The organism is Myxococcus dinghuensis (assembly GCF_024198235.1).
In the GTDB taxonomy this organism is placed as follows: Bacteria; Myxococcota; Myxococcia; order Myxococcales; family Myxococcaceae; genus Myxococcus; species Myxococcus dinghuensis.
Genome location: NZ_JAKCFB010000016.1, coordinates 39,844 through 65,006 on the forward strand (window position 1 = coordinate 39,844; position 25,163 = coordinate 65,006).

General features: G+C 71.9%; 20 protein-coding genes. 4 read left to right on the plus strand and 16 right to left on the minus strand.

Annotated elements, in window-relative coordinates; translation table 11 throughout:
- Complete coding sequence (locus tag LZ198_RS21325) at positions 1–2,196, minus strand: tetratricopeptide repeat protein (protein WP_253973867.1); 2,196 nt, start codon at positions 2,194–2,196, stop codon at positions 1–3.
- 156 nt (positions 2,197–2,352) lie between these two features.
- On the opposite strand from LZ198_RS21325, the gene mazG reads away from it, so the two are divergent.
- Positions 2,353–3,531 (plus strand): nucleoside triphosphate pyrophosphohydrolase, encoded by a 1,179-nt coding sequence (gene mazG, locus LZ198_RS21330; RefSeq protein WP_253973868.1) that lies wholly within the window; start codon positions 2,353–2,355, stop codon positions 3,529–3,531.
- A gap of 139 nt (positions 3,532–3,670) precedes the next feature.
- Positions 3,671–3,940, plus strand: a complete 270-nt coding sequence (gene rpsT / locus LZ198_RS21335) for a 30S ribosomal protein S20 (protein WP_253973869.1) — start codon at positions 3,671–3,673, stop codon at positions 3,938–3,940.
- Between the two features lie 79 nt (positions 3,941–4,019).
- On the opposite strand, the gene LZ198_RS21340 is transcribed toward rpsT, so the two are convergent.
- The 3 genes from LZ198_RS21340 to leuS all read right to left on the minus strand — a co-directional run bounded on the left by LZ198_RS21340 (position 4,020) and on the right by leuS (position 7,703).
- Positions 4,020–4,547, minus strand: a complete 528-nt coding sequence (locus LZ198_RS21340) for an LptE family protein (protein WP_253973870.1) — start codon at positions 4,545–4,547, stop codon at positions 4,020–4,022.
- Between the two features lie 31 nt (positions 4,548–4,578).
- Entirely contained in the window at positions 4,579–5,088 is a 510-nt protein-coding gene (locus tag LZ198_RS21345; RefSeq protein ID WP_253973871.1) for a hypothetical protein, read from the minus strand.
- A 116-nt stretch (positions 5,089–5,204) separates the two neighbouring features.
- On the minus strand, positions 5,205–7,703 hold the full coding sequence (gene leuS / locus LZ198_RS21350) for a leucine--tRNA ligase (protein WP_253973872.1): 2,499 nt from the start codon (positions 7,701–7,703) through the stop codon (positions 5,205–5,207).
- A gap of 770 nt (positions 7,704–8,473) precedes the next feature.
- Here leuS and LZ198_RS21355 point away from each other — a divergent pair.
- Together LZ198_RS21355 and LZ198_RS21360 are read left to right on the plus strand one after the other, a co-directional pair.
- On the plus strand, positions 8,474–11,344 hold the full coding sequence (locus LZ198_RS21355; RefSeq protein WP_323382847.1) for a SusC/RagA family TonB-linked outer membrane protein: 2,871 nt from the start codon (positions 8,474–8,476) through the stop codon (positions 11,342–11,344).
- Positions 11,345–11,347: 3 nt separating this feature from the next.
- A complete protein-coding gene (locus LZ198_RS21360) occupies positions 11,348–12,724 on the plus strand; it encodes a RagB/SusD family nutrient uptake outer membrane protein (RefSeq protein WP_253973874.1) in 1,377 nt (458 codons plus the stop codon).
- A 97-nt stretch (positions 12,725–12,821) separates the two neighbouring features.
- Here the strand turns inward: LZ198_RS21360 and LZ198_RS21365 are convergent, their stop codons facing one another.
- The 12 genes from LZ198_RS21365 to LZ198_RS21420 form a co-directional block, all read right to left on the minus strand.
- Positions 12,822–13,712 (minus strand): NAD(P)-dependent oxidoreductase, encoded by an 891-nt coding sequence (locus LZ198_RS21365; RefSeq protein WP_253973875.1) that lies wholly within the window; start codon positions 13,710–13,712, stop codon positions 12,822–12,824.
- A 96-nt stretch (positions 13,713–13,808) separates the two neighbouring features.
- Positions 13,809–15,536 carry a putative ABC exporter domain-containing protein gene (locus tag LZ198_RS21370; protein WP_253973876.1) on the minus strand — a complete coding sequence of 576 codons (1,728 nt, stop codon included), beginning with the start codon at positions 15,534–15,536 and terminating at the stop codon, positions 13,809–13,811.
- On the minus strand, positions 15,533–16,291 hold the full coding sequence (locus LZ198_RS21375) for an ABC transporter ATP-binding protein (protein ID WP_253973877.1): 759 nt from the start codon (positions 16,289–16,291) through the stop codon (positions 15,533–15,535). Before LZ198_RS21375 ends, LZ198_RS21370 begins: the two co-directional genes overlap by 4 nt.
- Positions 16,292–16,304: 13 nt before the next feature.
- Positions 16,305–16,688 (minus strand): response regulator, encoded by a 384-nt coding sequence (locus tag LZ198_RS21380; RefSeq protein ID WP_253973878.1) that lies wholly within the window; start codon positions 16,686–16,688, stop codon positions 16,305–16,307.
- Positions 16,689–16,743: 55 nt separating this feature from the next.
- Complete coding sequence (gene cheB / locus LZ198_RS21385; RefSeq protein ID WP_253973879.1) at positions 16,744–17,781, minus strand: chemotaxis-specific protein-glutamate methyltransferase CheB; 1,038 nt, start codon at positions 17,779–17,781, stop codon at positions 16,744–16,746.
- Positions 17,778–18,659, minus strand: coding sequence for a CheR family methyltransferase (locus tag LZ198_RS21390; RefSeq protein ID WP_253973880.1), 882 nt, complete (start codon positions 18,657–18,659; stop codon positions 17,778–17,780). The genes cheB and LZ198_RS21390 overlap by 4 nt, the downstream gene beginning before the upstream one ends.
- Positions 18,660–18,674: 15 nt before the next feature.
- Positions 18,675–20,651 carry a HEAT repeat domain-containing protein gene (locus tag LZ198_RS21395; protein WP_253973881.1) on the minus strand — a complete coding sequence of 659 codons (1,977 nt, stop codon included), beginning with the start codon at positions 20,649–20,651 and terminating at the stop codon, positions 18,675–18,677.
- Positions 20,648–21,025, minus strand: coding sequence for a hypothetical protein (locus tag LZ198_RS21400; protein WP_253973882.1), 378 nt, complete (start codon positions 21,023–21,025; stop codon positions 20,648–20,650). The genes LZ198_RS21395 and LZ198_RS21400 overlap by 4 nt, the downstream gene beginning before the upstream one ends.
- A 19-nt stretch (positions 21,026–21,044) precedes the next feature.
- Entirely contained in the window at positions 21,045–21,569 is a 525-nt protein-coding gene (locus tag LZ198_RS21405) for a chemotaxis protein CheW (protein WP_253973883.1), read from the minus strand.
- Positions 21,566–22,132: a chemotaxis protein CheW gene (locus LZ198_RS21410; protein ID WP_253973884.1), complete on the minus strand. Its 567-nt coding sequence runs from the start codon at positions 22,130–22,132 to the stop codon at positions 21,566–21,568. Before LZ198_RS21410 ends, LZ198_RS21405 begins: the two co-directional genes overlap by 4 nt.
- 43 nt (positions 22,133–22,175) lie before the next feature.
- Positions 22,176–24,779: a chemotaxis protein CheA gene (locus LZ198_RS21415; RefSeq protein WP_253973885.1), complete on the minus strand. Its 2,604-nt coding sequence runs from the start codon at positions 24,777–24,779 to the stop codon at positions 22,176–22,178.
- Positions 24,776–25,150 carry a response regulator gene (locus LZ198_RS21420; protein WP_234070895.1) on the minus strand — a complete coding sequence of 125 codons (375 nt, stop codon included), beginning with the start codon at positions 25,148–25,150 and terminating at the stop codon, positions 24,776–24,778. Before LZ198_RS21420 ends, LZ198_RS21415 begins: the two co-directional genes overlap by 4 nt.
- Between the last annotated feature and the right edge of the window lie 13 nt (positions 25,151–25,163).

Sequence of the window (25,163 nt, forward strand, 5' to 3'; positions counted from 1 at the left end):
TCACTCCCCCCGCCGCAGCCGACGCAGGCCGCTGATGGACGACAGGTGGATGATCACCAGCAACAGCACCGCTGGCACCAGCTTGAGGTACATGGGCGCTTCACCGTAGGGCACGCGCATCAGGCCGTGATGCAGCAGGGACGCCGCGAGCGCGAAGAAGAAGAAGAACGCGTAGAGCACGCCGCGCACGGTGCCGCCGGCGACCACGTGCCCCGCGCCGGACAGCAGGACCCCCGCGGCATACGTCACCCGCCCCACCCACGCCTGGTGACGCCCGACCTGGTCCGCCTTGCGCTGGCGCAGCTTCTGCGGCACGAGCCCGCGACGCGAGAACACGTTCACGCACTGCCCGCACTGCTTGCTGCCCTCGGCGAGCTCCGGATCACACCGCACGCACACCGGACGGCCGCAGCGCTCGCAGCACTGCGCCGCCTTGAGCCGCTGCGCCAGCGTGCCCCACAGCACCAGCACCACCGCGACGACCGCGGCCAGCCCCCAGGACACCGGTCCGGGCGACACTCCCGGCAGGAGCCACCGGGTCAGCTCGCCCTCCACCCGCGCGCCGTCCTCCGCCCCATCCGCCAGCCCCATCCACTCCGAGGCGGACAAGGGGGGTGAGAGCATCAACTGGTTCAACAGGAGCCGCTCGTCCGGTGGCGGCTCCCGGCGCAACAGCTCGCCATCCAGCGCCTGCGCGGCGGCCGTGGCGGTGGCCGCCCGATCCAACTCCGCGCCCACCTGCGCGTCCGGGAGCGTCTTCGCCCGGCGCCGGTAGATCATCGAGAGGTTGTAGTGCGGCGCCGCCAGGGTCGGCTCCGCGTTCGACGCCTGCACGTACAACTGCGCGGCGCCTTCGTCGTCGCCCAGCCCCACCAGCGCGTTGCCGAAGCGGGTCAACAAGCGCGCGTCCCGGCTGCGCAGCGCGGAGGCCGCCTTGAAGTGCCCCCGGGCCTCCTCCAACAGGCCTCGCCGCGTCTCGTACTGCCCCAGCGCCGTCAGTTCGAAGAAGGTGGCCTTGCCCGCCGACTGGCGCGCCTGCACCCGCGCCGCCGCGGCCTCCGCCGCCAGCCCCCCGCGCTCCAGCAGCGAGACGTCCTCCGCCGGAGTGCCGGCGAACGCGGTCACCCGGGCGAGCTGCCCCGCCGCCAGCGGCGCCAACCCCAGGCCCGCCACCAGGACCGCCGCGACGATGCGCTCCGCGCGCGTCAGGTAGGGCACCACCACGCCCAGGAGCAGGAGCAGCAACGGAAGCAGCCCGACGCCGAGCGTGAGGGGCAGGCCGAGCAGGAGGAGGCCCAGGAGGGCGGACTGCCACCGCGCCACGGAGCGCGGGAGCAGGTGGTGGAAGTCGTGGAGCGCGTAGCGCACCCGCCGCACGAACAAGAGCGCCACCAACACGCCGGTCGTCCCGGCCCAGGCCACCAGCAGCAGCGCGCCCAGGTCCACCAACGCGGGCCCCCGGTAGCGTGGGTCCGTGGCCATGGACACGAGGGCCACGCGCAGCGCGCCCAGGTAGCGACCCACATCCACCGGGTCATCGGCGGCATACGTCTCCGCCATCATGAAGTGCGCCATGGGCAGCCGCGGCGACAGCCGCACCGCCAGTTCGCCCAATCGCAGCGCGCCCGGCATGTCCCCCGCCCTGCGGCGTACGAGCGACTCGCGCAGGAAGCCCACGCTGATGGGCTCCAGGTCGGCCGCCTGCAGCTCCGTCTTGAGGACCCCCAGCGCGTTCTGCGCCTGGTCCGCGGTGGCCTGGTCGTTGGTCGCCCGGGCCTGCCGCCAGCGGTCCCACACCGCGAGGATCTCCGCGTCCGTCACCCGGGGCGCCAGCACCGGGGCCAGCGTGGGGCGCGCGACGGGCGGGGGTACGGGCCCCTCCGGGACCTGCGGGGCGGCGCTCGAGGGCACGCCCGGAGCGCCCTGGACCGGCACGGGCTCCGCGGGGGCCTTCCCGCGAGCCCCCCTGGCCCCCTTCCGGGGCGCCTCGTCCTCGTCGTCCTCGGGCTGGGCCCCCTCCGGCTCCTCCTCCGGAGCCTCGGCGGTGTCCACGGCTTCATCCTGGAGGTCGGGTTCGACGGGGCCAGGATCCACTTCCTGGAGTCGGGTCGGCGCCTCGAGCTGGGCGGAAGCCAACGCGGGGGTCAGGAGCAGCAGGCCCCAGAGGACCAAGGCGGAGAGGGGGGGACGGATCATCCAGGACCCGGATGATAGGCGACCCGGGCCGGAGCACGGAAGCGAACGCCACCACCCCCACCCTCCGGACCGCCTTTCGGGGGATGCGGCGTGCAGGTCACGTGTTAGACGACGCGCGTCGCGGGCCTGGTGGCCCGTGCGGGTGGAGGACATGTCATGGGGAGCCCCGGGGCGGAGCTGGAACGGCTGGTGGAGATCATGCGGAGGCTGCGCGCCGACGGCGGCTGTCCGTGGGATCGGGAGCAGGACCTGCGCTCGCTGCGCCCCTACCTGGTCGAGGAGGCCTTCGAGGTCCTCGACGAGATGGACCGGGTGGGCCAGGGCGGCCCGTGGCAGCCGCTGTGCGAGGAGCTGGGGGACCTGCTGTTCCAGATCGTCTTCCACGCGCAGCTCGCGTCGGAGCTGGGCGAGTTCTCCATGGCCGACGTCAGCAAGGCCATCAGCGACAAGATCGTGAGCCGCCACCCCCACGTCTTCGGCGAGAAGCGGGTGGACGGCGCCGAGCAGGTGCTGGCCAACTGGGCGAAACTCAAGGCCGAGGAGAAGAAGCGCAAGACGGGCAGCGAGGGCTCCGTCCTCGACGGGGTCCCCACCGCCGCCCCCGCCCTGCTGCGCGCCGAGCGACTGACGGAGAAGGCCAGCCGCATCGGCTTCGACTGGCCGGACCTCGCGGGCGTGCGTGGCAAGCTGGACGAGGAGCTGCGGGAGCTGGACGAGGCCATCGCCTCCGGGGAGCGGGACGCCATCGAACACGAGCTGGGTGACGTCCTGTTCTCGCTCGCCAACCTCGCGCGCTTCATCAAGGCCCCGGCCGAGGACGCCCTGCGCATGGCCATCCGCCGCTTCACCACCCGCTTCCAGCACATCGAGGGCGCCCTGCGCGCCGAGGGTGTCCCCTTCGGAGAGGCCACCTTGGAGCACATGGAGCGACACTGGCAGGCCGCCAAGGCGCAGGAGAAGGCGCTCCCCCCGCCCGTCGCCCTGCCCCGGGCCCCCGTGTCCACGCTGCGCCTGCGGGTGCCGGACCTGGCCGCCCAGCGCGCCTTCTGGGACGCCCTGGCGCCCGTCCTCGGGTGGACCCGCCCCCGGGAGGCTCCGGAGCGAGCCACCTACGAGAGCGGCTCCCTGCGCCTCGTCTTCGAGCAGGGGGCGGCGACGCCGGGCTCCGGCGCCACGACGCTGATCCTGGAAGCCCCCTCGACCCGGGCCGTGGAGAAGCTCGCGGCGTGGCTGGAGACCCACCAACCGGGGGCGCTCGGCGAGCACCGGCCCGGAGCGCTGAACTTCCGGGACCCCGCCGGCCTGGGGTGGGAATACGCCACCCCGACCGGGTGATTTTCCCCGGGTTCGTCGGCTGATCCGCGTCTGGACCCCGGAAAACCCGGGCAGATACACACGCCCGCCTTGACGCCTGCGAGGCGTCGCAGTAAGGACGGCCCCCTCTTTTTAGCCTGCCTTTCGCTGGAGATTTCTCTTGGCCAACACCAAGTCCGCAGAGAAGCGTCACCGTCAGTCCCAGAAGCGCCGCGCCCGCAACGTCACCGTCCGTGGCGAGGTGAAGGATGCGGTCAAGTCCGCGCGCGAGGCCATTGCCTCCAAGGACGCCACCAAGAAGACGGACGCCCTCAAGTCGGCCTCCAAGGCGCTGAGCAAGGCCGCCTCCAAGGGCGTGCTGCACAAGCGCACCGCTTCCCGCCGCATCTCCCGTCTGGCCAAGGCCGCCGCCAAGAGCGCGCAGGCCTAGTCCCGCTGGGGGCCCTCCGGGTCCCCATTCCCACGATTCTTCGGAAGCAGGCTCCCCGGGAGGAGGCCCCACGGCCTCCTCACCAGGTGCTGGCAAGCCTGTCGAAGCCGTCGCGCATGAGCACCTCCGCGAGGCGGTCCAGCGCGGCCTGGCGGTTGGACTCCGACTCCAGGATGTCACCGCTCCCGGGCAGATAGTCCTCCGTCCCGGAGACGACCGTCTCCTGGGGCTGCTGGCCTTCCCGGACCAGCCGCAACCTCACCGTGGCGTAGACGCGGAAGAAGCGCCCGACGATGGTCGGCGAGCTCCACACGGCCACCACCGTCCCCTCCACGCGCGCTTCACACGGGACGTCCCCGCCCCCCAGGCGGCCGACGCGAGTCAGCTCCTGGCGCAGGTAGCGCGTGAAGAGCGTCTCCAGCGCGGGCTCCGCCGTGTCGTTGGCGAAGATGGGCGCGCAGACGGCGTTCACGCCTTCCGGGAGCCCCGTCCCGCGCGGCGCCAGCTTGTATCCGCACCCCGAGGCCACGAGCGCGCAGCCTCCCCACCCCGCGAGCAGCACGGCCGAACGGAGACGCCGTGACACGGGCCCGAAGCGAAGCGACATGGCCGGCACCCTACCCGGCCGGGTCGCTCCGTCAAGCGCGAGGGCCGTCGTTCGCGTCGGGCCGCGGAGGCTCGGGCTCGGCGGACGTCAGCACCGCGCCGGCCGCGTCGCGCACCACCACGCCCCGCGCACGCACCGCCGCCACCAGCGTGCGCCAGACCGTCAGCAGCGCCTCGTCGCGCTCCGAGCCACGCCGCGCCAGCCCGAGCGACCAGCGCAGGAGCGACCCCGCGGACAGCTCCAGCATCAGGGTGTGCACCCGACACGTCGCCGCGAGCAGCACGCCCAGCACCGCCATTCCGAACGAGAGGAACCGGAGCGCCGGCGCCTGGGCCAGGACCCCCAGCGGGACGAAGGCCAGGAGCAGCAGCGCCTCGCGGAAGGCCCGCGACTCCAGTGAGAGCTCGCGCAGCCGCCCCAACTCGACCACCTGTGGGGGCGCCGAGGGAGAGAGCCGGTAGGAGAGCCGACCGCCCTCACCCACCAGGGAGCGCCCTCCCCCCAGCTCCGCGGAGAGGAAGGGCCCTTCCGCCGGAGGCACGGGCGCGTCCGGCAGGGGCGCCCCACATGCGATGCACCGCGCGCCGCCAGCCGGCTGGGGCCGACCGCACGCGGGACACATGACGAGGACCTCTGCCGGCACGCGGGCGCCTCCGCTCAGCCGACGACGAAGTTCACCAGCCGCTTCGGCACGAAGACGAACTTGCGCACCGTCTTGCCGGTGATGGCCGACTTCACGCGTTCGTCCGCCTCCGCCGCGGCCCGGACATCCGCCTCGGCCGCGTCCGCCGCCACCTGGATCTCCGCGCGCAGCTTGCCGTTCACCTGCACCGCGTAGGGGATGACGTCGTCCACCACCAGCGCCGGGTCGAACGCCGGCCACGACTGCGCCGCGACGGGCTCCCTGGCGCCGTAGGCCTCCGCGATCTCATCCGCGACGTGCGGCGCGAACGGCGTCAGCACCACCGAGAGCACGCGCACGGCCTCGGCCATGGCGGCCTTCTCCGCCGCCGTCTCCGGCGTGCCCACCGCGTACAGGGCGTTGACGAACTCCATGATGCCCGCGATGGCGGTGTTGAAGGACAGCCGCTCGATGGCCTCCGTCACGCGCTTGAGCGCCTTGTGCGCCGCGCGGCGCGTCTCCAGCGCCTTGCCCTCGTAGCTCCCGTCGTGCGTCGCGCCCGCCACCGCCTGGTGCGTGACGGCCAGCGTCCAGACCCGCTTGAGGAAGCGGAACACGCCCTCCACCTGGTCCTTGGACCAGTCGAAGTCACGCTCCGGAGGCCCAGCGAACATCACGTAGGTCCGCGCCGTATCCGCGCCGTAGGTCTCCGTGATGGAGGCCGGCGCCACCACGTTGCCCCAGCGCTTGGACATCTTCCGGCCATCGGGACCGTTGACGATGCCCTGGGTGATGAGGCGGGTGACGGGCTCGTCCACCGGGCTCAACCCCAACAGCTTCATCACCCGCGTCCAGAACCGGAAGTAGAGCAGGTGCATCACCGCGTGCTCCGGCCCGCCCACGTAGACGTCCACGGGGAGGAAGCGCTGGGCCTCCTTCGGGTCGAACGGCGCGGCGTCGTAGTGCGGCGACAGGTAGCGCGCGAAGTACCAGCAGGAGTCGACGAAGGTGTCCATCGTCTCCGCCTCGCGGCGCGCGGGCCCGCCGCACTTGGGGCAGGTCGTGTTCACCCACGAGGGCACCTTGGCCAACGGCGGCTCGCCCTTGCCCGTGAGCACCTCCTGCACGTCGATCTCCGGCAGCTTCACCGGCAACTGCTCCACCGGCACGGGGATGCCGTGGCGCTCCGGGTCGCACTTCTCGCAGTAGACGATGGGGATGGGCGTGCCCCAGTAGCGCTGGCGGCTGAAGCCCCAGTCCTTCTGGCGATACGTCACCGTCGCGCGGCCCCGGCCGTCCTGCTCCAGCTTCGCGGCCATCGCCTTGCGGGCGGACTCGGACGATTGTCCCGTGTACTCACCGGAGTCCACCAGCACGCCGTACTCCGTGAAGGCCGCCTCCAACGCGTCACCCGCGGGGAGCGTGTCCCCGGAGGCCGGCTGGATGACCACCTTCACCGGCAAGGCATACTTGCGGGCGAAGGCGAAGTCGCGCTCGTCGTGCGCCGGGACGCTCATCACCGCGCCCGTGCCGTAGTCGCTCACGACGAAGTTGGCGATCCAGATGGGCACCGGCTGGCCGGTGAACGGGTTGATGGCGTGGGCGCCCGTGAAGACACCCTCCTTCTCCGCCTCCTCGCCCAGGCGATCCGTCTTGGACTGCGCCGCCATCTTCTTCGCGAACGCGTCCACGTCCGCGCGACGCTCGGGCGTCGTGACCTGGTTGACGAGCTTGTGGTCCGGGGCCAGCACCACGTAGGTGCAGCCGTAGATGGTGTCGATGCGCGTGGTGAAGACGCGGAGGGAGGCGTCGTGGCCCTGGACGCGGAACTCCGCCTCCGCGCCGTCCGAGCGGCCAATCCAGTTGCGCTGGGCCGCGGTGATGCGGTCCGGCCACTCCTTCAACGTGTCGAGCGCGTCCAACAGGTCCTGCGAGTACTTCGTGATGCGGAACGCCCACTCGGGCATCTCCTTGTCCACCACGGGCGAGTCACAGCGCTCGCACTTGCCGTCCTTCACCTGCTCGTTGGCGATGACGGTGTGGCAGCCGGTACACCAGTTCACCTTGCTGAAGCGGCGATAGACGAGCCCGCGCTCCAACATCTTGATGAAGAACCACTGGTTCCAGCGGTAGTACTCCGGCTGGCTGGTGTTGACCTCGCGCTCCCAGTCGTAGCTGTAGCCGAGACTCTTCATCTCCTTCTTGAAGGAGGCGATGTTCTCCGCGGTGCGCACCGCCGGGTGAACGCCGTCCTTGATGGCCGCGTTCTCCGCCGGCAGACCGAAGGCGTCCCAGCCCATGGGGTGCAGCACGTCGAAGCCGCGCATCAGGAAGTAGCGCGCGTACACATCCCCGATGAGGTAGTTGCGCACGTGCCCCATGTGCATCTTCCCGCTGGGGTACGGCAGCATCTCCAGGATGTACTTCTTCGGTGCGCCCGGGCGCTTGCCTGCCCGGAAGATGCCGGCCTCGTCCCAACGGGCCTGCCACTTACCTTCGATCGACTGCGGCTCGTAACGCTCGTTCATCGCCATATCCGCTGCGTCTCTTATGGGAGGGCCGGCCCCGGGGGCAACAAGTCTCGCCCGGGGCCCGGACCCGCCATCCATTGGCGGCGTCCCTCGGCCCTTCTCCCAGGCGGACGGGGCCGGAAATCTCCGGCTGACCCAGGAGAACCCGCGTCGGGCACGCGCCCATCCCCGCCCCCGGAACCTGAACGAGGGCCCGGGGGCTCCCACCGGGGGAGGACCTCGGGACAGGCCAGCTCTCGCCATCCCCCGCGCACGGCGTCACGCCATGTCGCGCGACGTCGATGCGACGTGAAGCGCCGCGTCCACGGAGCCGACCTACGGGCTCCCTCTTACGAGGAAGGCACGCGCGACACCCCAGACGTCGCGACCTGTCGCGGGCTCCCTCCCGAGGAGATGGGGGCTCACCCGCCATTCGGGGAAAAGCTCACTCGATACGGTTTCGGAATATTGCCGCTCGGATGGATTTCGCCAAGTTTCTCGAAAATCAAGCAATCCCATTGACTTGGTTGAGTTCACCCAGTGACGATTCGCGGCCACGGCACCTGCAGGGGGGGCCGTTCCCACCGTTGCGAGGAAAGATCCGAATGACGCTTAGACGAGCGTTGATTCCGGGGTGCGTGATCGCACTCTTCTCGTTGGAAACCATGGCCCAGGAAGCGACCCCGCCAGCTCCCGAGCCACAGGCTCCGGCTGCGCAGGCGCCCGCGACTCCGGCCCCCGCCGCCGACGCTCCCGCCGCGCAGACTCCCGCGGCGACGCCTGCTCCGGTCAACGTGATCACGCGAACGGTGAAGGGCCGTGTCGCGGACCGGCTGACGAACGAGGGCCTGCCCCTGGTACGCGTCATCATCAAGGGCACCACCCAGGGCGTGGAGACGGAGCTGGACGGTACGTTCACGCTCACCAACGTCCCCCCCGGTTCGGTGACGCTGCTGTTCTCCTCGCAGGACTACGGTGAGCGCGAGGTGCGCGTCGGCCCCGCCCAGCGCGATGTGAACGTCGCGCTCGACAACGTCTTCTCGGAGGAGATGGTCGTCGTGGGTCGCGCCTCGGAGCTCGCCCGCAAGCACCTGACCAACTCGGTGGCCTCGGTGAACGCCGAGGAGATGAACCGCGCCCCGTCCCAGACGGTGGACCAGGCCCTCCAGGGCAAGGTGGCCGGCGCCAACATCCAGTCCAACTCCGGCGCCCCGGGCGGCGGCATCCAGATGCGCCTGCGCGGCGTGTCCACCATCAACGGCTCCTCCCAGCCGCTCTACGTCATCGACGGCGTGCTCGTCAGCGACGTGGCCATCGCCTCCGGCGTGTGGGCGGTGACGGAGTCCGTGCGCGGCTCCAACCCGAGCCCCACCCAGGACAACCAGGTCAACCGCATCGCGGACATCAACCCCAACGACATCGAGAGCATCGAGGTCCTCAAGGGCGCGTCCGCCGCCGCCATCTACGGCTCCAAGGCCTCCAACGGCGTCGTCATCATCAACACCAAGCGCGGCCGCGCGGGCGAGCCCAAGGTCGACATCACCCAGCGGCTCGGCATGTACACGCTGGCCAACAAGCTGGGCACGCGCAAGTTCAACTCCGAGCAGGAGGTCATCGACACCTTCGGCGAGGACGCGCTGGCGTACTACACGCCCGGCCGCAGCTACGACCACGAGGCGGAGCTGTCCGGACGGCGCGACCTGTCCTCGGAGACGATCGCCAGCGTGAGCGGCGCGAGCGGCAACACGAAGTACTTCGCGTCCGCGCTGCTGCGCAACGACGAAGGCATCATCGCCAACACCGGCTACGAGAAGCAGTCGTTCCGCCTCAACCTGGGGCAGACGATCGGCGACGCGGTGGAGGTCAACGTCTCCACCAACCTCATCCACTCGCTGGGTCAGCGCGGCCTGACCAACAACGACAACGCGAGCGTCTCCTACTACATGGTGATGCCGACCGCGCCCAGCTTCGTGGACCTCCGGCCGGACGCGAACGGCGTCTATCCGCGCAACCCGTTCGTCGCCAACGGCTCCAACCCGCTCCAGACGGCGGCGCTGACGAAGAACGACGAGGACGTGTGGCGCTTGATCGGCGCCGGTGATGCGACCGTCCACCTGTGGAAGACGGACGAGCACCACCTGCGGCTGCTCGCCAACGCCGGCGTGGATCGCTTCCAGCAGGAGAACCGCCTGGTGTTCCCGCCCGAGCTCAACTTCGAGCCGGTCGACACCTTCCCGGGCACGTCGCTGTACGGCACCAGCCAGGTGCGCAACCTGAACGGGGGCATCAACCTCGTCCACACGTACCGGCCGGCCTCGCGCGTGCTGAGCGCCACCACCTCCGGCGGCGTCCAGTTCGAGGAGCGCCGCATCGACACCACGTACATCGTCAGCCGGAACCTCAACGCCGGCCAGCCGGGCGTGGACTCCGGCACGGTGATTGGCGTGCGCGACAACGCGCAGCACGTGCGTGACCGTGGCTACTACCTGCAGGAGGAAGTGATCACGCTCGACGAGCGGCTGACCCTGGTCGGCGCCATCCGCGCCGAGCAGAGCAGCGCCAACGGCAACACCAACAAGCTCTTCCTCTACCCGAAGCTGGCCTCCGCGTACCGCATCCCCTCGTTCCACCCGCTGGTGAACGAGCTCAAGGTCCGCCTGGCCTACGGTGAGACGGGCAACCAGCCGACCTACGGCATGAAGTTCAGCGGCATGAGCGCGCTGGGCAACGTGCAGGGCACCCCGGGCCTCGTCGGCACGGGCGTGGCGGGCGACCCCAACATCCGTCCGGAGCGCCAGCGCGAGATCGAGGCCGGTGTCGACGCGATGTTCTTCGGCGGCGACCTGGTGGCCGAGCTGACCGTCTACCAGCGCGCCATCAGCGACCTGCTCCTGCAGCGCGTGCTGCCGGGCTCCACGGGCTTCACCACCCAGTTCACCAACGGCGGCTCGCTGCGCAACCGCGGCATCGAGGCCATGCTGCAGGTGACGCCGGTGCGCGGCAACCTCGAGTGGACCTCGTCCGCGACGTTCGCCCTCAACCGCAGCAAGGTGACCAACCTGCCGGTCGCGCCCTTCGCCGCGGGCGGCTTCGGCAACTCGCTCGGTTCGTTCTACATCCAGGAAGGTGCCTCGGCGACGCAGATCGTCGGCAACATGGGCGTGGACGAGAACGGCCGTCCCATCGTGAAGAAGATCGGCGACACCGAGCCCACCTTCACCCTGGGCTTCGCCAACACCCTCAAGTACGGCGACCTGAGCCTGTCCTTCCTCTGGCACTGGCAGCAGGGCAGCGACATCATCAACCTGACCCGCTTCCTGTACGACGACGCGGGCACGTCCGAGGACTACGTGAGCCGCGGTCGCCAGCGTTCGACGGACTGGGCCAACAACAACGCGAGCATCTACGTGGAGGACGCCACGTTCCTGAAGCTGCGTGAGGTGACGATCGCCTACAACCTGCCCAAGTCCTGGGTGTCCGCGATTCCGAAGCTCCAGACGGCCCGCCTGAGCGTCAGCGGTCGCAACCTGCTGACCTTCACCAGCTACTCCGGCCTCGACCCCGAGGTGAGCAACTTCGGCAACCAGGCCATCGCACGCAACATCGACGTCGCTCCCTTCCCCCCCAGCCGCAGCTTCTGGACGTCCCTCGACGTCGGGTTCTGAGCCATGAACATGCATCTGACGAAGAAGACACTGGCGGCACTGGGCGCGGCGCTGAGCCTCGTGGGTTGCGGCCTCGACATCGGGGACCTCAACAACCCGAGCCTGGACGAGTTCCGCGACAACCCCACCCCGTCGAGCATCAACAGCGCCTCCACGGGGCTGACCATCGGGCACCGCGTCATCATCGCGGCGCAGAACGGCTACGTGGCGGAGCTGGGCGTCATCGGGCGCGAGGCCTACGTCTTCGACGCCTCCGACCCGCGCACCGTGAACGAGCTGCTCGGCCCCACGCTCGACCCGGGTGGTCCGGCCTTCGGCGGCAACTTCTGGACGCAGCCCTACGCCAACATCCGCAACGCCAACACGCTCCTGACGGCGCTCAGCAAGGTGTCCGGCCTGTCGGACGCCGAGAAGGAAGGCGTGCGTGGCTTCGCGAAGACGTTCCAGGCGCTCGACTTCCTGATGGTCGTCAACACCCGTGACACGAACGGCGCGCCCATCGACGTGGACCTGCCGCTCGGCCAGCTCGCGCCGCTCGCGACGAAGGCGGAGGTGTTCGCGCACATCGCCACGCTGCTCGACGAGGCGGCCACGCACCTGGGCGCCGCGGGGGACAAGTTCTCCTTCAAGCTGAGCACGGGCTTCACGGGCTTCAACACGCCGGCGACGTTCCTGAAGTTCAACCGCGCCATCCGCGCCCGCGTGGCCGTCTACATGGGCCAGCACCAGGTGGCGCTGGACACCCTCAGCCAGTCGTTCCTGGACGCCACCGCGTCCGCGGACGAGGGCGCCAAGACCGCGGCGCTCGCCTCGCTGAACGTGGGCGTCTACCACGCCTTCCGCGCCGCCTCCGGCGACCTGGACAACGGCCTGCTGACCGAGAAGATCTTCGCCCACCCGGGCATCGAGACGGACGCGGAGAAGCAGGCCGATGGCGTCACGCTGGACGACCGCTTCACGCGCAAGACGCGGAAGATCCCCGAGGTCAAGGGTGCCGGCGGCAAGCTGGTGACGACGCTGCGCTTCACCCTCTACCCCAGCAGCGACTCGCCGGTGCCCATCATCCGCAACGAGGAGCTCATCCTCCTGCGTGCCGAGGCCAACATCGGCCTGGAGCAGATCGGCGTGGCGATGGACGACATCAACTACATCCGCACCCGCTCCGGTCGCCTGGCGCCCCGCCTGGACGTCACCACCAAGGAGGCCGCGCTGGACGAGCTGCTGAAGCAGAAGCGCTACTCGCTGATGTTCGAGGGCGGCCACCGGTGGCTGGACCTGCGCCGCTACGGCAAGCTGGACTCGCTCCCGCGAGAGATCGACCCCGACTACGCCCCGCACGAGCGCTTCCCCATCCCCGTCACGGAGACGGACGCCCGCTAGTGGCCTCGTGACACCGGGGCTCACGTCCCCGGGTGTCACACCGCCCGAAGTCCCCGCCGCCCCGGGCACCTCCTCGGTGTCCGGGGCGGTTCGCGTTTCAACGAGGCCCCGGCAGGCCCGCGCGCCCAGCGATGAGCGCGCCCAGCGCGGACCAGTCCAGGTCCCCATGCCCCTGCGCCACGCCGCCCAGGTACTGGTCCCGCAACAGGCTCGCCAGCGGCATGGGCACCTCCGCCGCCCGCGCCGCCTCCAGCACGAGCCCGACATCCTTGAGCCCCAGGCGCATGGCGAAGCCCGCGGGTGCGTAACGCTCCTCGGCGATGGCGCGCGCGTAGTTCTCGAAGATGGGCGAGCGCGCGAAGACGGACTGGAACACCTCCAGGAACTGCCTGGGTTCGAGGCCCGCCTTGCGCGTGAGCGCGAACGCCTCACCGAGCGCCTCCATCATCGACGCGATGAGGAAGTTGCCGGACAGCTTCACCACGTTGGCGGCGGTCGCCTCCTCGCCGAGCACCGTGAGGCCCCGTCCCAGCGCCTCCAGCACCGGCTTGCAGCGCGCGACGTCGCCTGCGGGCCCGGCGGCCAGCACCCAGAGCTGCTTCGCCTCCGCCGCCTCCGGACGGCCGAACACCGGCGCCGACACATAGCCCTGCCCCACGCGCGCATGCGCCTCCGCCAGCCGGCGAGACAACGCCACGGAGATGGTGCTCGACGAGACATGCACCGCGCCCTTCGCGAGCCCCGCCCCCACGCCGTCCTGGCCCAGCGCCACCGCCTCCGCGGCCCGGTCGTCGGCCAGCATGCTCACGACGACATCCGCTCCCCGCGCGGCGTCCGCGGGAGAGGCCACCACCCGCGCGCCCTGCTTCACGAGGGGGTCGGCGCGGGACGCGGTGCGGTTCCACACCGTCAGGGAGTGCCCCGCAGACAACACCTGCTTCGCCATGGGCAGACCCATGTTGCCCAGTCCCACGAATCCCACGTTCATGCGGCGCTCCCGTGCCTCGAGTCGACGCACCCTGCGCCCCGAGCCCGGCGCGCCGCAAGCACGAGGAGACCGCCCGTCCAGGAGCCGACGCCCCGACTACTCCGGGCGGTCCTCGGCCACGTCCAGGTGTTCGAAAGCACGGCCCAAGAGCGCGATGCCCACGCCCACCTCCGCCACCAACACCAGCGCCGCCGCGGCGCCCGCCAGCGGCAGCGCCCAGACGTCCAGCGAGGGCCACAGCGGGAAGCCCACCACCAGCCCCACGAGCGACGCGGGCGCCAGCCCCACCAGCGTCACCACCAGCGAGCCCACCAGCGTCAACAAGCGCTGCCCCAGGGCCTCGATGCCTCGCGCGCGCTCACCGCGATCCGCCGGAACCCAGGCGGGGAACAGCACCACCGCCGCGTTCTGCACGAAGAGCCCCGCGAGCGACACCGCCGGGAGCACGCAGGCCAGCGACAGGAGCCCCGGCGCCCAGACCTCGAGGAGCCAGGCCTCGTCCATCCCCGGGCCCACGCCCAGGGCCACGAGCAGGAGGCCCAGTTGGAAGCCGCCCACCGCGAGCGCCGACGCCGCCAGCTCCGCGCCGACGACCTGCCAGCCCGCCAGCGGCAGCGCGCGCAACAGGTCCAGCTTGGCCATGTCCATCCGCAGGTCCATGCGGAAGGCGCTCGGCCCCATCACCGTCAGGAACACCGCCGCGGTCAACGCCAGGGGCCCCACCACCCGCCGCGTGTCGGTGAACAGCCGCGCATCCCCCATGGCCGCGGCGACCGCACCACCCGCCAACAGGAACGCGACGAGGGCCAGCACGCCGCCCCCCATCCGCTTGCGCGCGATGAGGTTCTTCCACACGAGCGCCACCTCGGGGCGTCCGCGCGCCATCAGCCGGAAGGGCGCCTTGCGCAGGGTGATGGCCCCCGCGCGCCCTCGCCCTCCTCCACGCAGGGCCCGCTCCCGCGTGCGCGACTCCGCCCGGAGCACCGCGGCTTCCTCGAAGGGCACCTCCGCCACGCGGAGCCACAGGTAGTGTGCCCCCAGCATCGCGAGCAGCGGCGGCAGCGCCTGGACGAACGAGCCGACATCCCGCGCGAGGGCCGGCGCCACGAGCAGCCGCGCCGGCCACAGCACCGCGGCCGGCCCCGGCGCCGCCATGAAGTCCTCCAGCCAGCGCCACAGGTCCTTGGGTGCACCCACCTGCTCCGGGAACGGGTGCGTGCCCAGCGTCCGGAAGGCGACCAGGCCCACGGCCATCAACGCCAGCCCCACCCCGCCCCAACGGACCAGCCCCCCCAGCCAGCCCCGCGCCGCCAGTCGCGTGCGCGTGAAGGACGCCGCCGTCGTGTGCAGGTAGAGCGTGCCCAGCCCCAACCACGAGCCCGCGAAGAACAGCGCGGGCACGGGGTTCGCCAGCCGGCCGATGAACAGCGTGGCCATGAGCGCGCCCAGCGCCGCGCCCATCCACCCCTTCACCAGCTTGTAGTGCAGGAGCGACGTCCGCGCGACGGGCGCGGGGAACAACTGCACCACCTCCGACTCCGTGAAGGTCAGCGCGGGCCGGTCCGGACCGAGCGCCCAGGCGCTGAACACCGTCGCCAGCGAGGAGAGCATGAGCGACAGCTCCGCGAACAGCGTCACCCCGGGCGGCACGTGCCCCATCGGACCGGAGAAGTCGAGCCGCCGCAGGAAGATGGAGTAGACGTAGCCCAGCCCCACCAGGGCGCCGAGGAGGTAGCGCGGACGGCGCAGCCGCTGGAGCTGGAGACGCAGGCGGTTGCGCCACGACGCGAGCCACAGGAACACCACCGCGCCCGGGAAGCTCACGGCGAGGACTTCTCCCCTCCCGCCGCGCTGGTGATGCGGACGAAGAGGTCCTCCAGCGACGCCTGCTCCGCCCCCGGTCCGCTCAGCCGCGCGCGAATCTCGTCGAGGCTGCCCAGCGCCATCGCGCGCCCGCCGGCAATCACCAGCAGCCGGTGACACAGCTCCTCCACCAACGGCAGCAGGTGCGAGGACAGCACCAGCGCGGCGCCCTCCTCCGCGCGCCGCCGCAGAGACGCCTTCATGCGCCGGATGCCGATGGGGTCCAGTCCCGTGAGCGGCTCGTCCAGGAGGATGAGCCTGGGCGAGTGCAGGAAGCCGCAGGCGATGGAGAGCTTCTGCTTCATGCCCCGCGACAGCTCACCGGGCAGCGACTTCTCCTTGCCGGACAGCTCCATCTCCTCCAGCAACGCCCGGCCCCGCTCCTCCCAGTCCTCCACGCCATAGAGCCGCGCCGTGAAGTTCAGGTGCTCCCATACGGTGAGGTACTCGAAGAAGCGGGGCTCGTCCGGGAGGAAGGCCAACTGGCGCTTGGCCTCCACCGCGTCCGTCGCCAGGTCGTACCCCGCCACCACCACCCGCCCCGCCGAGGGCGGGAGGATTCCCGCCAGGCAGCGCAGCGTCGACGTCTTCCCCGCGCCGTTGGGCCCCACCAGGCCCAGCACCTCGCCCGGAGCCACCGAGAAGCTCACGCCCTGCACGGCCTTGACGTCGCCGTAGCGCTTCTCCAGCCCGGCCACCCGCAACAGGAAGTCCATGGCGCGAGGCCCCTCAGTCCAGCTTCAGCAGGTCGCGCACGGTGTCCATGACCACCTTCGCCTGGACGGGCTTCACCAGGTACGCGCTCGCCCCCAGCGCCAACGCCCGCTCCCGGTCCGCCGCCGCGCCCTCCGTGGTGATGACGATGATGGGCACGTGGCGATGGTCCGTGGCCTGCCGGATGTGACGGATGAGCTTCAGCCCGTCCATCAGCGGCATGTTGATGTCCGTCAGCACCAGGTCGAACCGCCCCTGGGTCAGCAGCTTCAGCCCCTCCGCGCCGTCCTGCGCCTCCGTGCAGACCACGCCGCTGATGCGCTGCAGCGCATACATGATGCTGCGGCGCATGGCCTGCGAGTCGTCCACCACCAGGGCTCGAATCTGCTGCTGCGTCATGTCCCGCCCAGCCTAGCACCCACACGGCACCCGCAGCCGGTGAACGTCCACGCGCTCACCGCCACCGCCGCGCCACCGTCGCCAGCGCGGGTCCGATTTCCCCCAGGCGCAGCACCCGCTTCACGGCCCCCGTGGCGATGGCCTCCCCGGGCATGCCGAACACGACGGCCGTCTCCTCCGACTCCGCCCACACCTCGCCGCCGACGCGCTGTACCTCGCGCGCCCCCATGGCGCCGTCCGCACCCATGCCGGTCAACACCACCGCCAGCGCGTCCGCGCCCAGCACCTGCGCCACGCTCGTGAAGAGCCGGTCCACGCTGGGCGCGTACTTGTCGAGCGGCGTGGGAGGGGGCGTGTGCAGCTCCAGCCGCGTGCCACGCTCCACCACCACCAGGTGCCGACCTCCAGGCGCGATGTACACGTGCCCCGGCTGCACCGTGTCGCCCTCGACCGCCTCCGTCACCGTGAAGGGGCCGATGCGATCCAACCGCTCCGCGAAGGCCCGGGTGAACTGCGCTGGCATGTGCTGGCTCACCAGCACGCACGGCGTCGGCTCCGAGGCCAACCCCTCCAACACGCGCTGCACCGCCGGAGGTCCTCCCGTGGAGGCCCCCACCGCGACGACCAGCGGCAGCTCGCCCGCCACGGCCAGCGCGCGCGCGCCGGGCGCCGCGTGACGCTGCCCCGGCCGGACGTGGAGCGCGGCGTGGACCTTCTCCAGGAGCTCCCGGCGCAGCGCCTCCAGCTCCTCGGTCGTCCCCCGCTGGGGCTTGGCGATGAAGTCGAACGCGCCCAGCTCCAGCGCCTTGAAGACGTCCGACTTGTGCGCGTAGCTGGAGATGACGATGACGGGCGTGGGCGCCGTGCGCATCAAGAGGCGCAGGAAGGTGAAGCCCCCCAGCCGGGGCATCTCCAGGTCCAGCGTCACCACGTCCGGCCGCAGCTCGAGGACCTTCTTCAGCCCCTCCTCGCCGTCCGCGGCCCGGTCCAGCACGCGGACGTTTTCAGAGGACTCCAGCAGCGTGGTGAGCGTGCGCCGGTTCTGCGCCGAGTCGTCGATGACGAGCACCGACACCACCTCGCGAGCGCTCATCGGTCCTCGCTCCGCGCCAGGCCCGGCAGCTCCGGGCGGCGGTACACCAGGTCGCCGCGCAGGTGGACCAGCTCGAAGTCCGCGCCCAGGTTCAACAGGTTCTCCGAGTGCCCCAAGAGCAGGTAGCCTCCCGGCACCAGCCGGTCGCGCAGGATTCGCAGCACGCGCCGCCGCGCCGCCTGGTCGAAGTAGATCATCACGTTGCGGCAGAAGACGGCGTCCATCTTCATCACCAACTGGCTGCCCGCCTCGTCCAGCAGGTTGTGGTGGCCGAAGGACACCATGGCGCGCACGTCGTCACGCACCCGCACCTTGTTGTTCGCCGCCGGCACGAAGAAGCGCTCCAGCAGGTCCGCGGAGGTGGCGCGCAGCGCGGACGGGCCGTACTCCGCGCGCCGCGCCATGGTCAGCACGCGCCGGGAGATGTCGCTGCCGTAGACCTCCACGTCCCAGCCCTCGAAGCGCCGGTCCTCGCGCAGGAGCATGGCCAGCGTGTAGGCCTCCTCGCCGGACGAGCACCCCGCGGACCACAGGCGCAGCCGGCGCGTACGGGCGTTGCGCCGCTCCAGCACGGGCAACAGCTCCTCGCGGAACGCCTTGAGCTGCGAGGGCTCGCGGAAGAAATACGTCTCGTGCGTGGTGAGCGACTCGATGGCCGCCTCCAGCTCCGTGTGCCGGTTCGCGTCGTAGCGCAGGTAGCGGTGGTAGGCGCCGAAGTCCGGGACGCCCAGCGCCTCCAGCCGGGGCCAGAGCCGGCGCTCCATGACGAACTTCATGTCCTCGTGCACGAGGATGCCGCAGTGCGAATAGACGTGGTCCCGGAGGAGGCGGAACTCCTCGGGCGTCATGTCCGGCCGGCTGTCGTCGAAGCGCGCCACCCGCGTTCCCTCCGCTCAACGCCGCGACAGCCGTGCCACCGCGTCCGTGAGCGCCTCCCGCGCCAGGGCATCCGACTCGGCCTCCAACGCGCGCCGCGCGCCCTCCAGGCACTCGGCGCCTCCCGAGTCCCCGAGCACGCGCGCCGCCGCCGCGCGCACGTCCCAGTGGGAGTGCTCCAGCAGCGACATCGCCAACGTCACCCCCTCCTGGGTCAGCGCGCCCGCGAGCAGCGCGGCCTTCACCACCTCCGCGTCGGGATGTCCGGCCGCGTCCCGCAGCACCCGAGGCCCCGCTCGCCCCAGCCGCGACAGCGTGCGCACCGCCGCCACCGCGAGCCCGCCGTCCGGGTGCGTGACGAGCCGCTCCACCTCCGCGACGCGGTCGCTCGCGCGACTCGCCCCCACCGCCTCCACCGCCACGCGCCGCACCGTGAGGTCCTCGTCCTGGAGCGCCGAGCGCAGCAGCGCCCCCGCCTCCGTCCCTCCCAGCCGCCCCGTGGCCCTCACGCCGGCGACACGCACGGCCACCGCCTCGTCGGCCAGCGCCGCCCGGGCCACCTCGCGCCCCACCTCACCATCCACCTCGCCCGCGACCTCCACCGCGGCCGCGCGCCACGCCGGGTCCGCGTCCCGCGCGAGCCTGCGCAGCATGGGCAACGCGGGCGCGCCGCCCACCCGGCCCAGCGCCATCACCGCGGCGGGCGTGGCCCGCGCCACGATCGCCTCCTCCAACAACGCCAGCACCTCGTCACGGCGGCTCCCCGCGAGCACGGCCAGGGCCCGCGTCGCGGCACCCGCCATGGAGGGTTCGCCCAGCAGGTCCACGAGCGGCCGAGCCGCCTCGGGCGAGCGCGTGCGCCCCAACGCGCGGACCACGCCAGCGCGCAGGTCGTCCTCCGCCCACTCCAGCAACACGCACAGCGACGTCACGGAGGACGCGTCCACCAGGTCCACCAGCGCCTCGGCGGCGGCGGAGCGCGCGGGCAGGGACAGGTCCGCCATGGACGCGAGCAGCACCCGCCCGCCCTCCGTGCCCAGCCGGCCCAGCGTGGCCAGCACCTCACGCAGCAGCCGGTCCTCCCGCGCCGTCTCGGCCACCCGCACCGCCAGGGAGACCTCCCCCAGCGCCGCCACCGCCAGGAGCGCCCCCGCGCGCACCGACACGTCCTCCCCCTCCAGCGCCTCCTCCAGCCGTTGCGGCGCGTCCGGCAACTGGCGCAGCGCCGCGCGCACGACGGACTCCACCTCCCCACGGCGCAAGGACACCAGCGTGGCCTGCGTCCCGAGGGCCGCCAGCGCGGCCTCCCGCACCGAGCGCGACGGCGACGCCAACCCCCGACAGATGCGCTCCGTCGCCGCGACCTGGGGGATGAGCCCCAACAGCCGGAACGCGCTGCGCCGCAGGCGGCTGTCGTCGAGGAACGGCGCCACCACGCCCAGCGGCGGCGGCGAGCGCAGCAGCGTCAGCCCCTCCAGCGCCGCGAGCCGCAACAAGGGCTCCGGGTCCCCCAGCAGCGCCTCGAGCTCGCGCGCCGCCTCCTCCCCGCCCACGTGCCCCAGCGCCTCCGCCACGGACACGCGCACGTTGAGGTCCGGGTCCTCCAGCGCCAGGACCAGAGGGCCCTCCGCGGCGCGCAGGCCGAGCTGCCCCAGGATGTCCGCGGCGAACTTGCGCTGGTCCGGATCCACGTGTCCCAACAACGCGAGGAGCGGCGGCAACGCCGAGCCCCCCAATCCCGCCAACGCCTCCGCCGCCGCGTTGCGCGCGCCGGTCTCTCCCCGTTCTCCCAGCACCGCGACGAGCCGGGCGGCGACCTCGCTCCGGCGAGGGAGGCGCTGGAGCCCCTCCGCCGCGGCGTGCCGCACCCTCCAGCTCTCGTCGTGCAGCCCCGCGACCAGCACGTCGAGGATGCCCTCGCCGAGCAGGTCGAGGTTCTGGAGCGCGCGATAGCGCACCTCCTCTTCCGCCGGGAACTCGGGGAGGTGATTCATTCGAGGACTTCCAGCGAGCCCGGCTGCGCGTAGAACCAGATGGCGTAGATCCCCACGATGGTTCCCAGCGGGACGTTGGCCAGCCCCACCGCGCCGACGATGAGGGACAGCAGCCGCGCCCACTTCCGCCGCCGCAGCAGCCCGATGCCCGCGAGCACGCCAGGGAGCCCCATCAGCAAGACGCATCCGGAGATGCCCGCCGCGATGAGCCAGAAGAGGGCCAGGTCACCCGCGGACGTCGTCTCCGGGAACATCGACCCCCAGATGAAGAAGAAGCCGCCCACGGCCAGGGCCGCCAGCAACGACAACGCGTTGGTCAGGATGAGGCAGATCCCCAAGATGCGGCGATGGTTGTCGAGATTCCCGCGGTCCACGTACGTCCCCCACTCTGGTTCACTTCGGTTGGAGGGCCCCTTCGCGCGCCAGCTCCGCGCGCAGCAAGGCCTTGAGGTCCAGCAACAGCCGGAGCCGGTCCGGCGGGCCACACACGCCCACGACGAACGGAGACCGGCCCGCCACCATCAACGCCGGCGCGGGCTTGATGTCGCCCCGCCGCACGCGCAACACCTCCGCCACGCGGTCCACGCGCACGACGACCCGCCGGGGCCCCAGCTTGCACACCAGCATGCGCGCCTTGCGCGACTCCGCGGCCGGCACGCCCTGCAACCGCTTGCGCAGGTCCACCACGGGCAACACGACGCCGCGCAGGTGCACGACCCCCTCGACGAAGGCGGGGGCGTGGGGGATGGCGGTGACGCGCTGGGGAGGGAGGACCTCCTCCACGCGCCGGATGTCGAGCACGTACTCGTCGTCGCCCACGAAGAAGGCGCACAACTGGACCTGGGCATCCGCCTCTGTACCGGGCGTGTCCTCCACCGCGCGGGGGCGGCGCGACAGCAGGTTGACGGGGTCCTTCATGGCGCCAGCGCCTGTTCCGGGTCGAGGAGGATGTAGAGCGAGGGCCCCCGCCGGCCGATGCCGACGACGCAATCCCTGTCCCCCATGCGGAGGCTCGCCGGAGGCGGCTCCAGCATGGAGGGCTTGAGCTTCACCACCCCCGCGACGCCATCCACCCAGACGCCCGCGGGCCCCGTCTGGGTGCGCAGGACGATGATGCGCGCGTCGCGCGGGGGCGGCGGCGCCTCGGGCCCCGCGACGAGGGGCGCCTTCTCCGCCAGCCCCAGCCGCACCTTGACGTCGTAGGCCGGCAGCAGCTCGCCCCGCAGGTTCATCAGCCCCAGCAGCTGGGGCTCCGCGCGGGGAATCTCGGTCAGGGGCGGCACCTTGGAGATCTCCCGCACGGCGCGGATGGGCACCGCGTAGGACTCCCCCTCCAGGCGGAACGCGAGGTACTCCTCGGGGACCTCCTCGGGCAGCAGGGATGACGCACCGTCGCTGCCGGAGGCGAAGTCCTGAAGGCCGCCGACGTCCTCGTCCGGACGGTAGAAGAAGTCGTCGAGCAGTTCGGCGAACCGGGACACGGCGACCGAGGATAGCAGTCACCGGGGCCGGCCGCAGCGCGCCTCATGCGCGCCGGCGCTCCTGGGCCATCCCCTCTTCCAGGAGGGCCGCCACGTCCAGCACCAGCACCGTGCGCCGGTTGCCCAGGTCCGTGGCGCCGGAGATGCCCCGGACGGACTGCAGCCGGCCCCCCAGGGGCTTGGTGACGATGTCCTGCTGGCCGTGCAGCTCGTCCACCGCGATGCCCAGCCGCTCCTGCGCCAGCCCCACCACCACCACGAAGTAGCGGCTCACCGGGCGCTCCGGCAGGCCGAACAGCCGCGACAACCGCACGAAGGGCAGCGTCTGGCCCCGCACGTCCAGCACCTCGCGCCGCTCCAGCGTGCGGATGTCCCCCGGCTGGACGGAGAGGATTTCGAGCACGCTGTTGAGCGGCACCGCGTAGGTACGGGCGCTCACCCCCACCACCAGCGCGCGGATGATGGCCAGCGTGACGGGGAGCGTCAGGTGGAACGCCGTGCCCTTCCCGCGCTCGCTCCACACGTCGATGATGCCGGAGAGGTTGCCCAGGTTGTTCTTCACCACGTCCAGGCCCACGCCCCGGCCGGACAGCTCGGACACGCTGCGCGCGGTGGAGAAGCCCGGCAGGAAGATGAGGTTGAGCAGCTCCCGGCGCCCCATCTCCTCCGCCTGCGCGAAGGTGATGAGCCCCCGGCCCAGCGCCACCTCGCGCACGCGCAGCTCGTCGATGCCGGCCCCGTCGTCGCTCACCTCGATGACGACGTGGTTGCCCTTCTGCTCGGCGCGCAGGGCCACCACCGCCCGGCGCGGCTTGCCCGCCGCCAGGCGCACCTCCGGCGGCTCCACGCCGTGGTCGATGGCGTTGCGGATGAGGTGCATCAGCGGGTCGCTCAGCTCCTCGACGATGAGCTTGTCCAGCTCCACCTCGCCGCCGCCGATGACGAAGTCGATCTCCTTGCCCGCCTCGCGGGTGATGCGTCGCACCAGCCGGGCCAGCTTGTCGAACACCTGGCCCACCGGCACCATCCGCGCTTCCAGCAGGCCCTCCTGGAGCGCCTCGAGCTTGCGCTCCAGGCCCCGCGTCTCGCGCGCGAGCTCCTGGCCGAACAGCTTGGAGAGCGGCACCGCGCCATCGACACGCGCCGACTCGGCCAGCCGCTGGAGGTTGGCCTTGATGAGCAGCAGCTCGCCCACCATGTTGATGAGGCCGTCCAGCCTGCCGATGTCCACGCGCACCGTCTGCGTCAGCGAGCGCAGCGAGGACTCCGCCGGGACCGGCGCGGGCGCCGCGGGTCGGTCCGACGCGGGCGCCGTCCGTCCGGGCGCGCGGCCACCGGGGCCCTGGAGGTACGTCACGAGCGACGGGACCGGCCCCGAGGTGCCCGGTCCTCGCCCCCCCTGGGACCTCGCCTCCACGACGGAGGCGGCCCCCGGGTTTCCAACAGGCCCCCGGGCGGGCCTCGTCCCCCGGCCGGCGGCGACCTCTTCGTGCCCCTCCGTGGCCTCGACACCGGACCGGGTCTCGTCGGCCGAGAGGGCCCAGTCGCCGCTGGCGGGCCCGGGCCGCGCGCCCCAGGTCGCCGGGTCCGCCAGGGGGAGCCACGCCTGCGAGGCGGGCCCCGGACCGGGAGGTGGCCCCGCGTCGGCGCGCGCCTCCGGAGCGGCGGCCCGCCGCGACTCCACCACCGGGTGCGAGGCGTCGCCCGCGCGAGCCCCAGGGGCCGTTGCCGCGGGAGCGGGCGTCGCCCGAGCGCCCTTCTTCCGGCCCCCGCGCCGGGTGGCGGGCGTCTGGGGCAACACGTCCGTGGGCGAGGCCACCACGAGCGCGGCGTGGGACTCCGCCTGGGCCAGCGGCGCGCGCGACAGCGCCTCCGCGGACCGGGCCGACGCGGACGACGGGCGCACGGTGAGCTGCGACAGCTCCGCGGGCGTGCCCTTCAGCCCCGACTCCAGCTCCGCCTGGGCCACCTGGGCCCCGAAGATGAGGTCGAACGCGATGCCGTGCGCGCCGCCCGGCTGCGCCGACGGCAACGTGCTGATGACCTCGCCCAGCGGCTTGAGGCGCGCGTTCAGGTCCGCCAGGCCCTTGTCGAAGTCGGACAGGTCGAAGGCCGCGCGCACGCGCCACAGCGACACGCCACGCCGCACGTTCTCCCGGAGCCGGTGCTCCTCGTACTCCGTGAAGACGGCGCGCACCTGCGCGTCCAGCTCCAGCCGATCCAACGGGTCCTCGTCCCGCGCGGCCACGGGGGCGCCGAGCCGTCCGAGCCGCTCCGCCATCCCCTCCGCCCGGCGCGACAACCCCTCCGACTCCGAGCCGTGCGCCGTCTCCGCCAGGAGCGCCTGGAACGCGTCCAGCGCCTCGATGAGCGTGTCCAGCACCGCGTCGTCCAGGAGCAGCTTGCCCAGCCGCAGCCGGTCCAGCAGGTCCTCCGTGCCGTGGGCCAGCCGGGAGATGCGCTCCTGGCCGAACAGCCCCGCCAACCCCTTGAGCGAGTGCGCCGCGCGGAAGATTCCGTTGACGCGCTCGGGGTCCGCCTCCTGGCCTCGACGCTCGTCGAGCACCAACAGGTCCTTGCCGAGCGCCTCGAGAATCTCGGTCGCCTCGGCCACGAACTCGGCCAGGGCCTTGCTCGCGGGACTCACGGCAGCTTCAGGTACCGACGCAGGAGCGACTCCAGGCTCCCGGGCTGGAAGGGCTTGACCAGGTACTCCGCCGCGCCGAGCGCCATGCCCCGGTCGCGGTCCTGCTCGCGCCCCTCCGTCGTGATGATGAACAGCGGCACGTCCCGGTAGTTGGGGTTCTTCTTGACGAAGTTGATGAGCTCCAGCCCGTTGATGTCGGGCATGTTGATGTCGGTGATGATGAGGTCGAACCGGTGGCGCGGCAGCAGCTTGAGCGCCTCGAACCCGCTCGAGGTCACCACCGCATCGATGCCTTCCACGGCCTCCACCGTCGACGCGATGTATTCGCGCGACGCCTTGGAGTCCTCGACAATCAGCACCTTGACACGCATGAGCACACGCCCC

What these genes read in the sequence shown, in the direction of transcription:
- LZ198_RS21325 (WP_253973867.1), bottom strand. Translation starts at nt 2,196, where the DNA reads ATGATCCGTCCCCCCCTCTCCGCCTTGGTCCTCTGGGGCCTGCTGCTC.
- mazG (WP_253973868.1), top strand. Translation starts at nt 2,353, where the DNA reads ATGGGGAGCCCCGGGGCGGAGCTGGAACGGCTGGTGGAGATCATGCGG.
- LZ198_RS21340 (WP_253973870.1), bottom strand. Translation starts at nt 4,547, where the DNA reads ATGTCGCTTCGCTTCGGGCCCGTGTCACGGCGTCTCCGTTCGGCCGTG.
- leuS (WP_253973872.1), bottom strand. Translation starts at nt 7,703, where the DNA reads ATGGCGATGAACGAGCGTTACGAGCCGCAGTCGATCGAAGGTAAGTGG.
- LZ198_RS21360 (WP_253973874.1), top strand. Translation starts at nt 11,348, where the DNA reads ATGAACATGCATCTGACGAAGAAGACACTGGCGGCACTGGGCGCGGCG.
- LZ198_RS21365 (WP_253973875.1), bottom strand. Translation starts at nt 13,712, where the DNA reads ATGAACGTGGGATTCGTGGGACTGGGCAACATGGGTCTGCCCATGGCG.
- LZ198_RS21375 (WP_253973877.1), bottom strand. Translation starts at nt 16,291, where the DNA reads ATGGACTTCCTGTTGCGGGTGGCCGGGCTGGAGAAGCGCTACGGCGAC.
- LZ198_RS21380 (WP_253973878.1), bottom strand. Translation starts at nt 16,688, where the DNA reads ATGACGCAGCAGCAGATTCGAGCCCTGGTGGTGGACGACTCGCAGGCC.
- cheB (WP_253973879.1), bottom strand. Translation starts at nt 17,781, where the DNA reads ATGAGCGCTCGCGAGGTGGTGTCGGTGCTCGTCATCGACGACTCGGCG.
- LZ198_RS21395 (WP_253973881.1), bottom strand. Translation starts at nt 20,651, where the DNA reads ATGAATCACCTCCCCGAGTTCCCGGCGGAAGAGGAGGTGCGCTATCGC.
- LZ198_RS21405 (WP_253973883.1), bottom strand. Translation starts at nt 21,569, where the DNA reads ATGAAGGACCCCGTCAACCTGCTGTCGCGCCGCCCCCGCGCGGTGGAG.
- LZ198_RS21420 (WP_234070895.1), bottom strand. Translation starts at nt 25,150, where the DNA reads ATGCGTGTCAAGGTGCTGATTGTCGAGGACTCCAAGGCGTCGCGCGAA.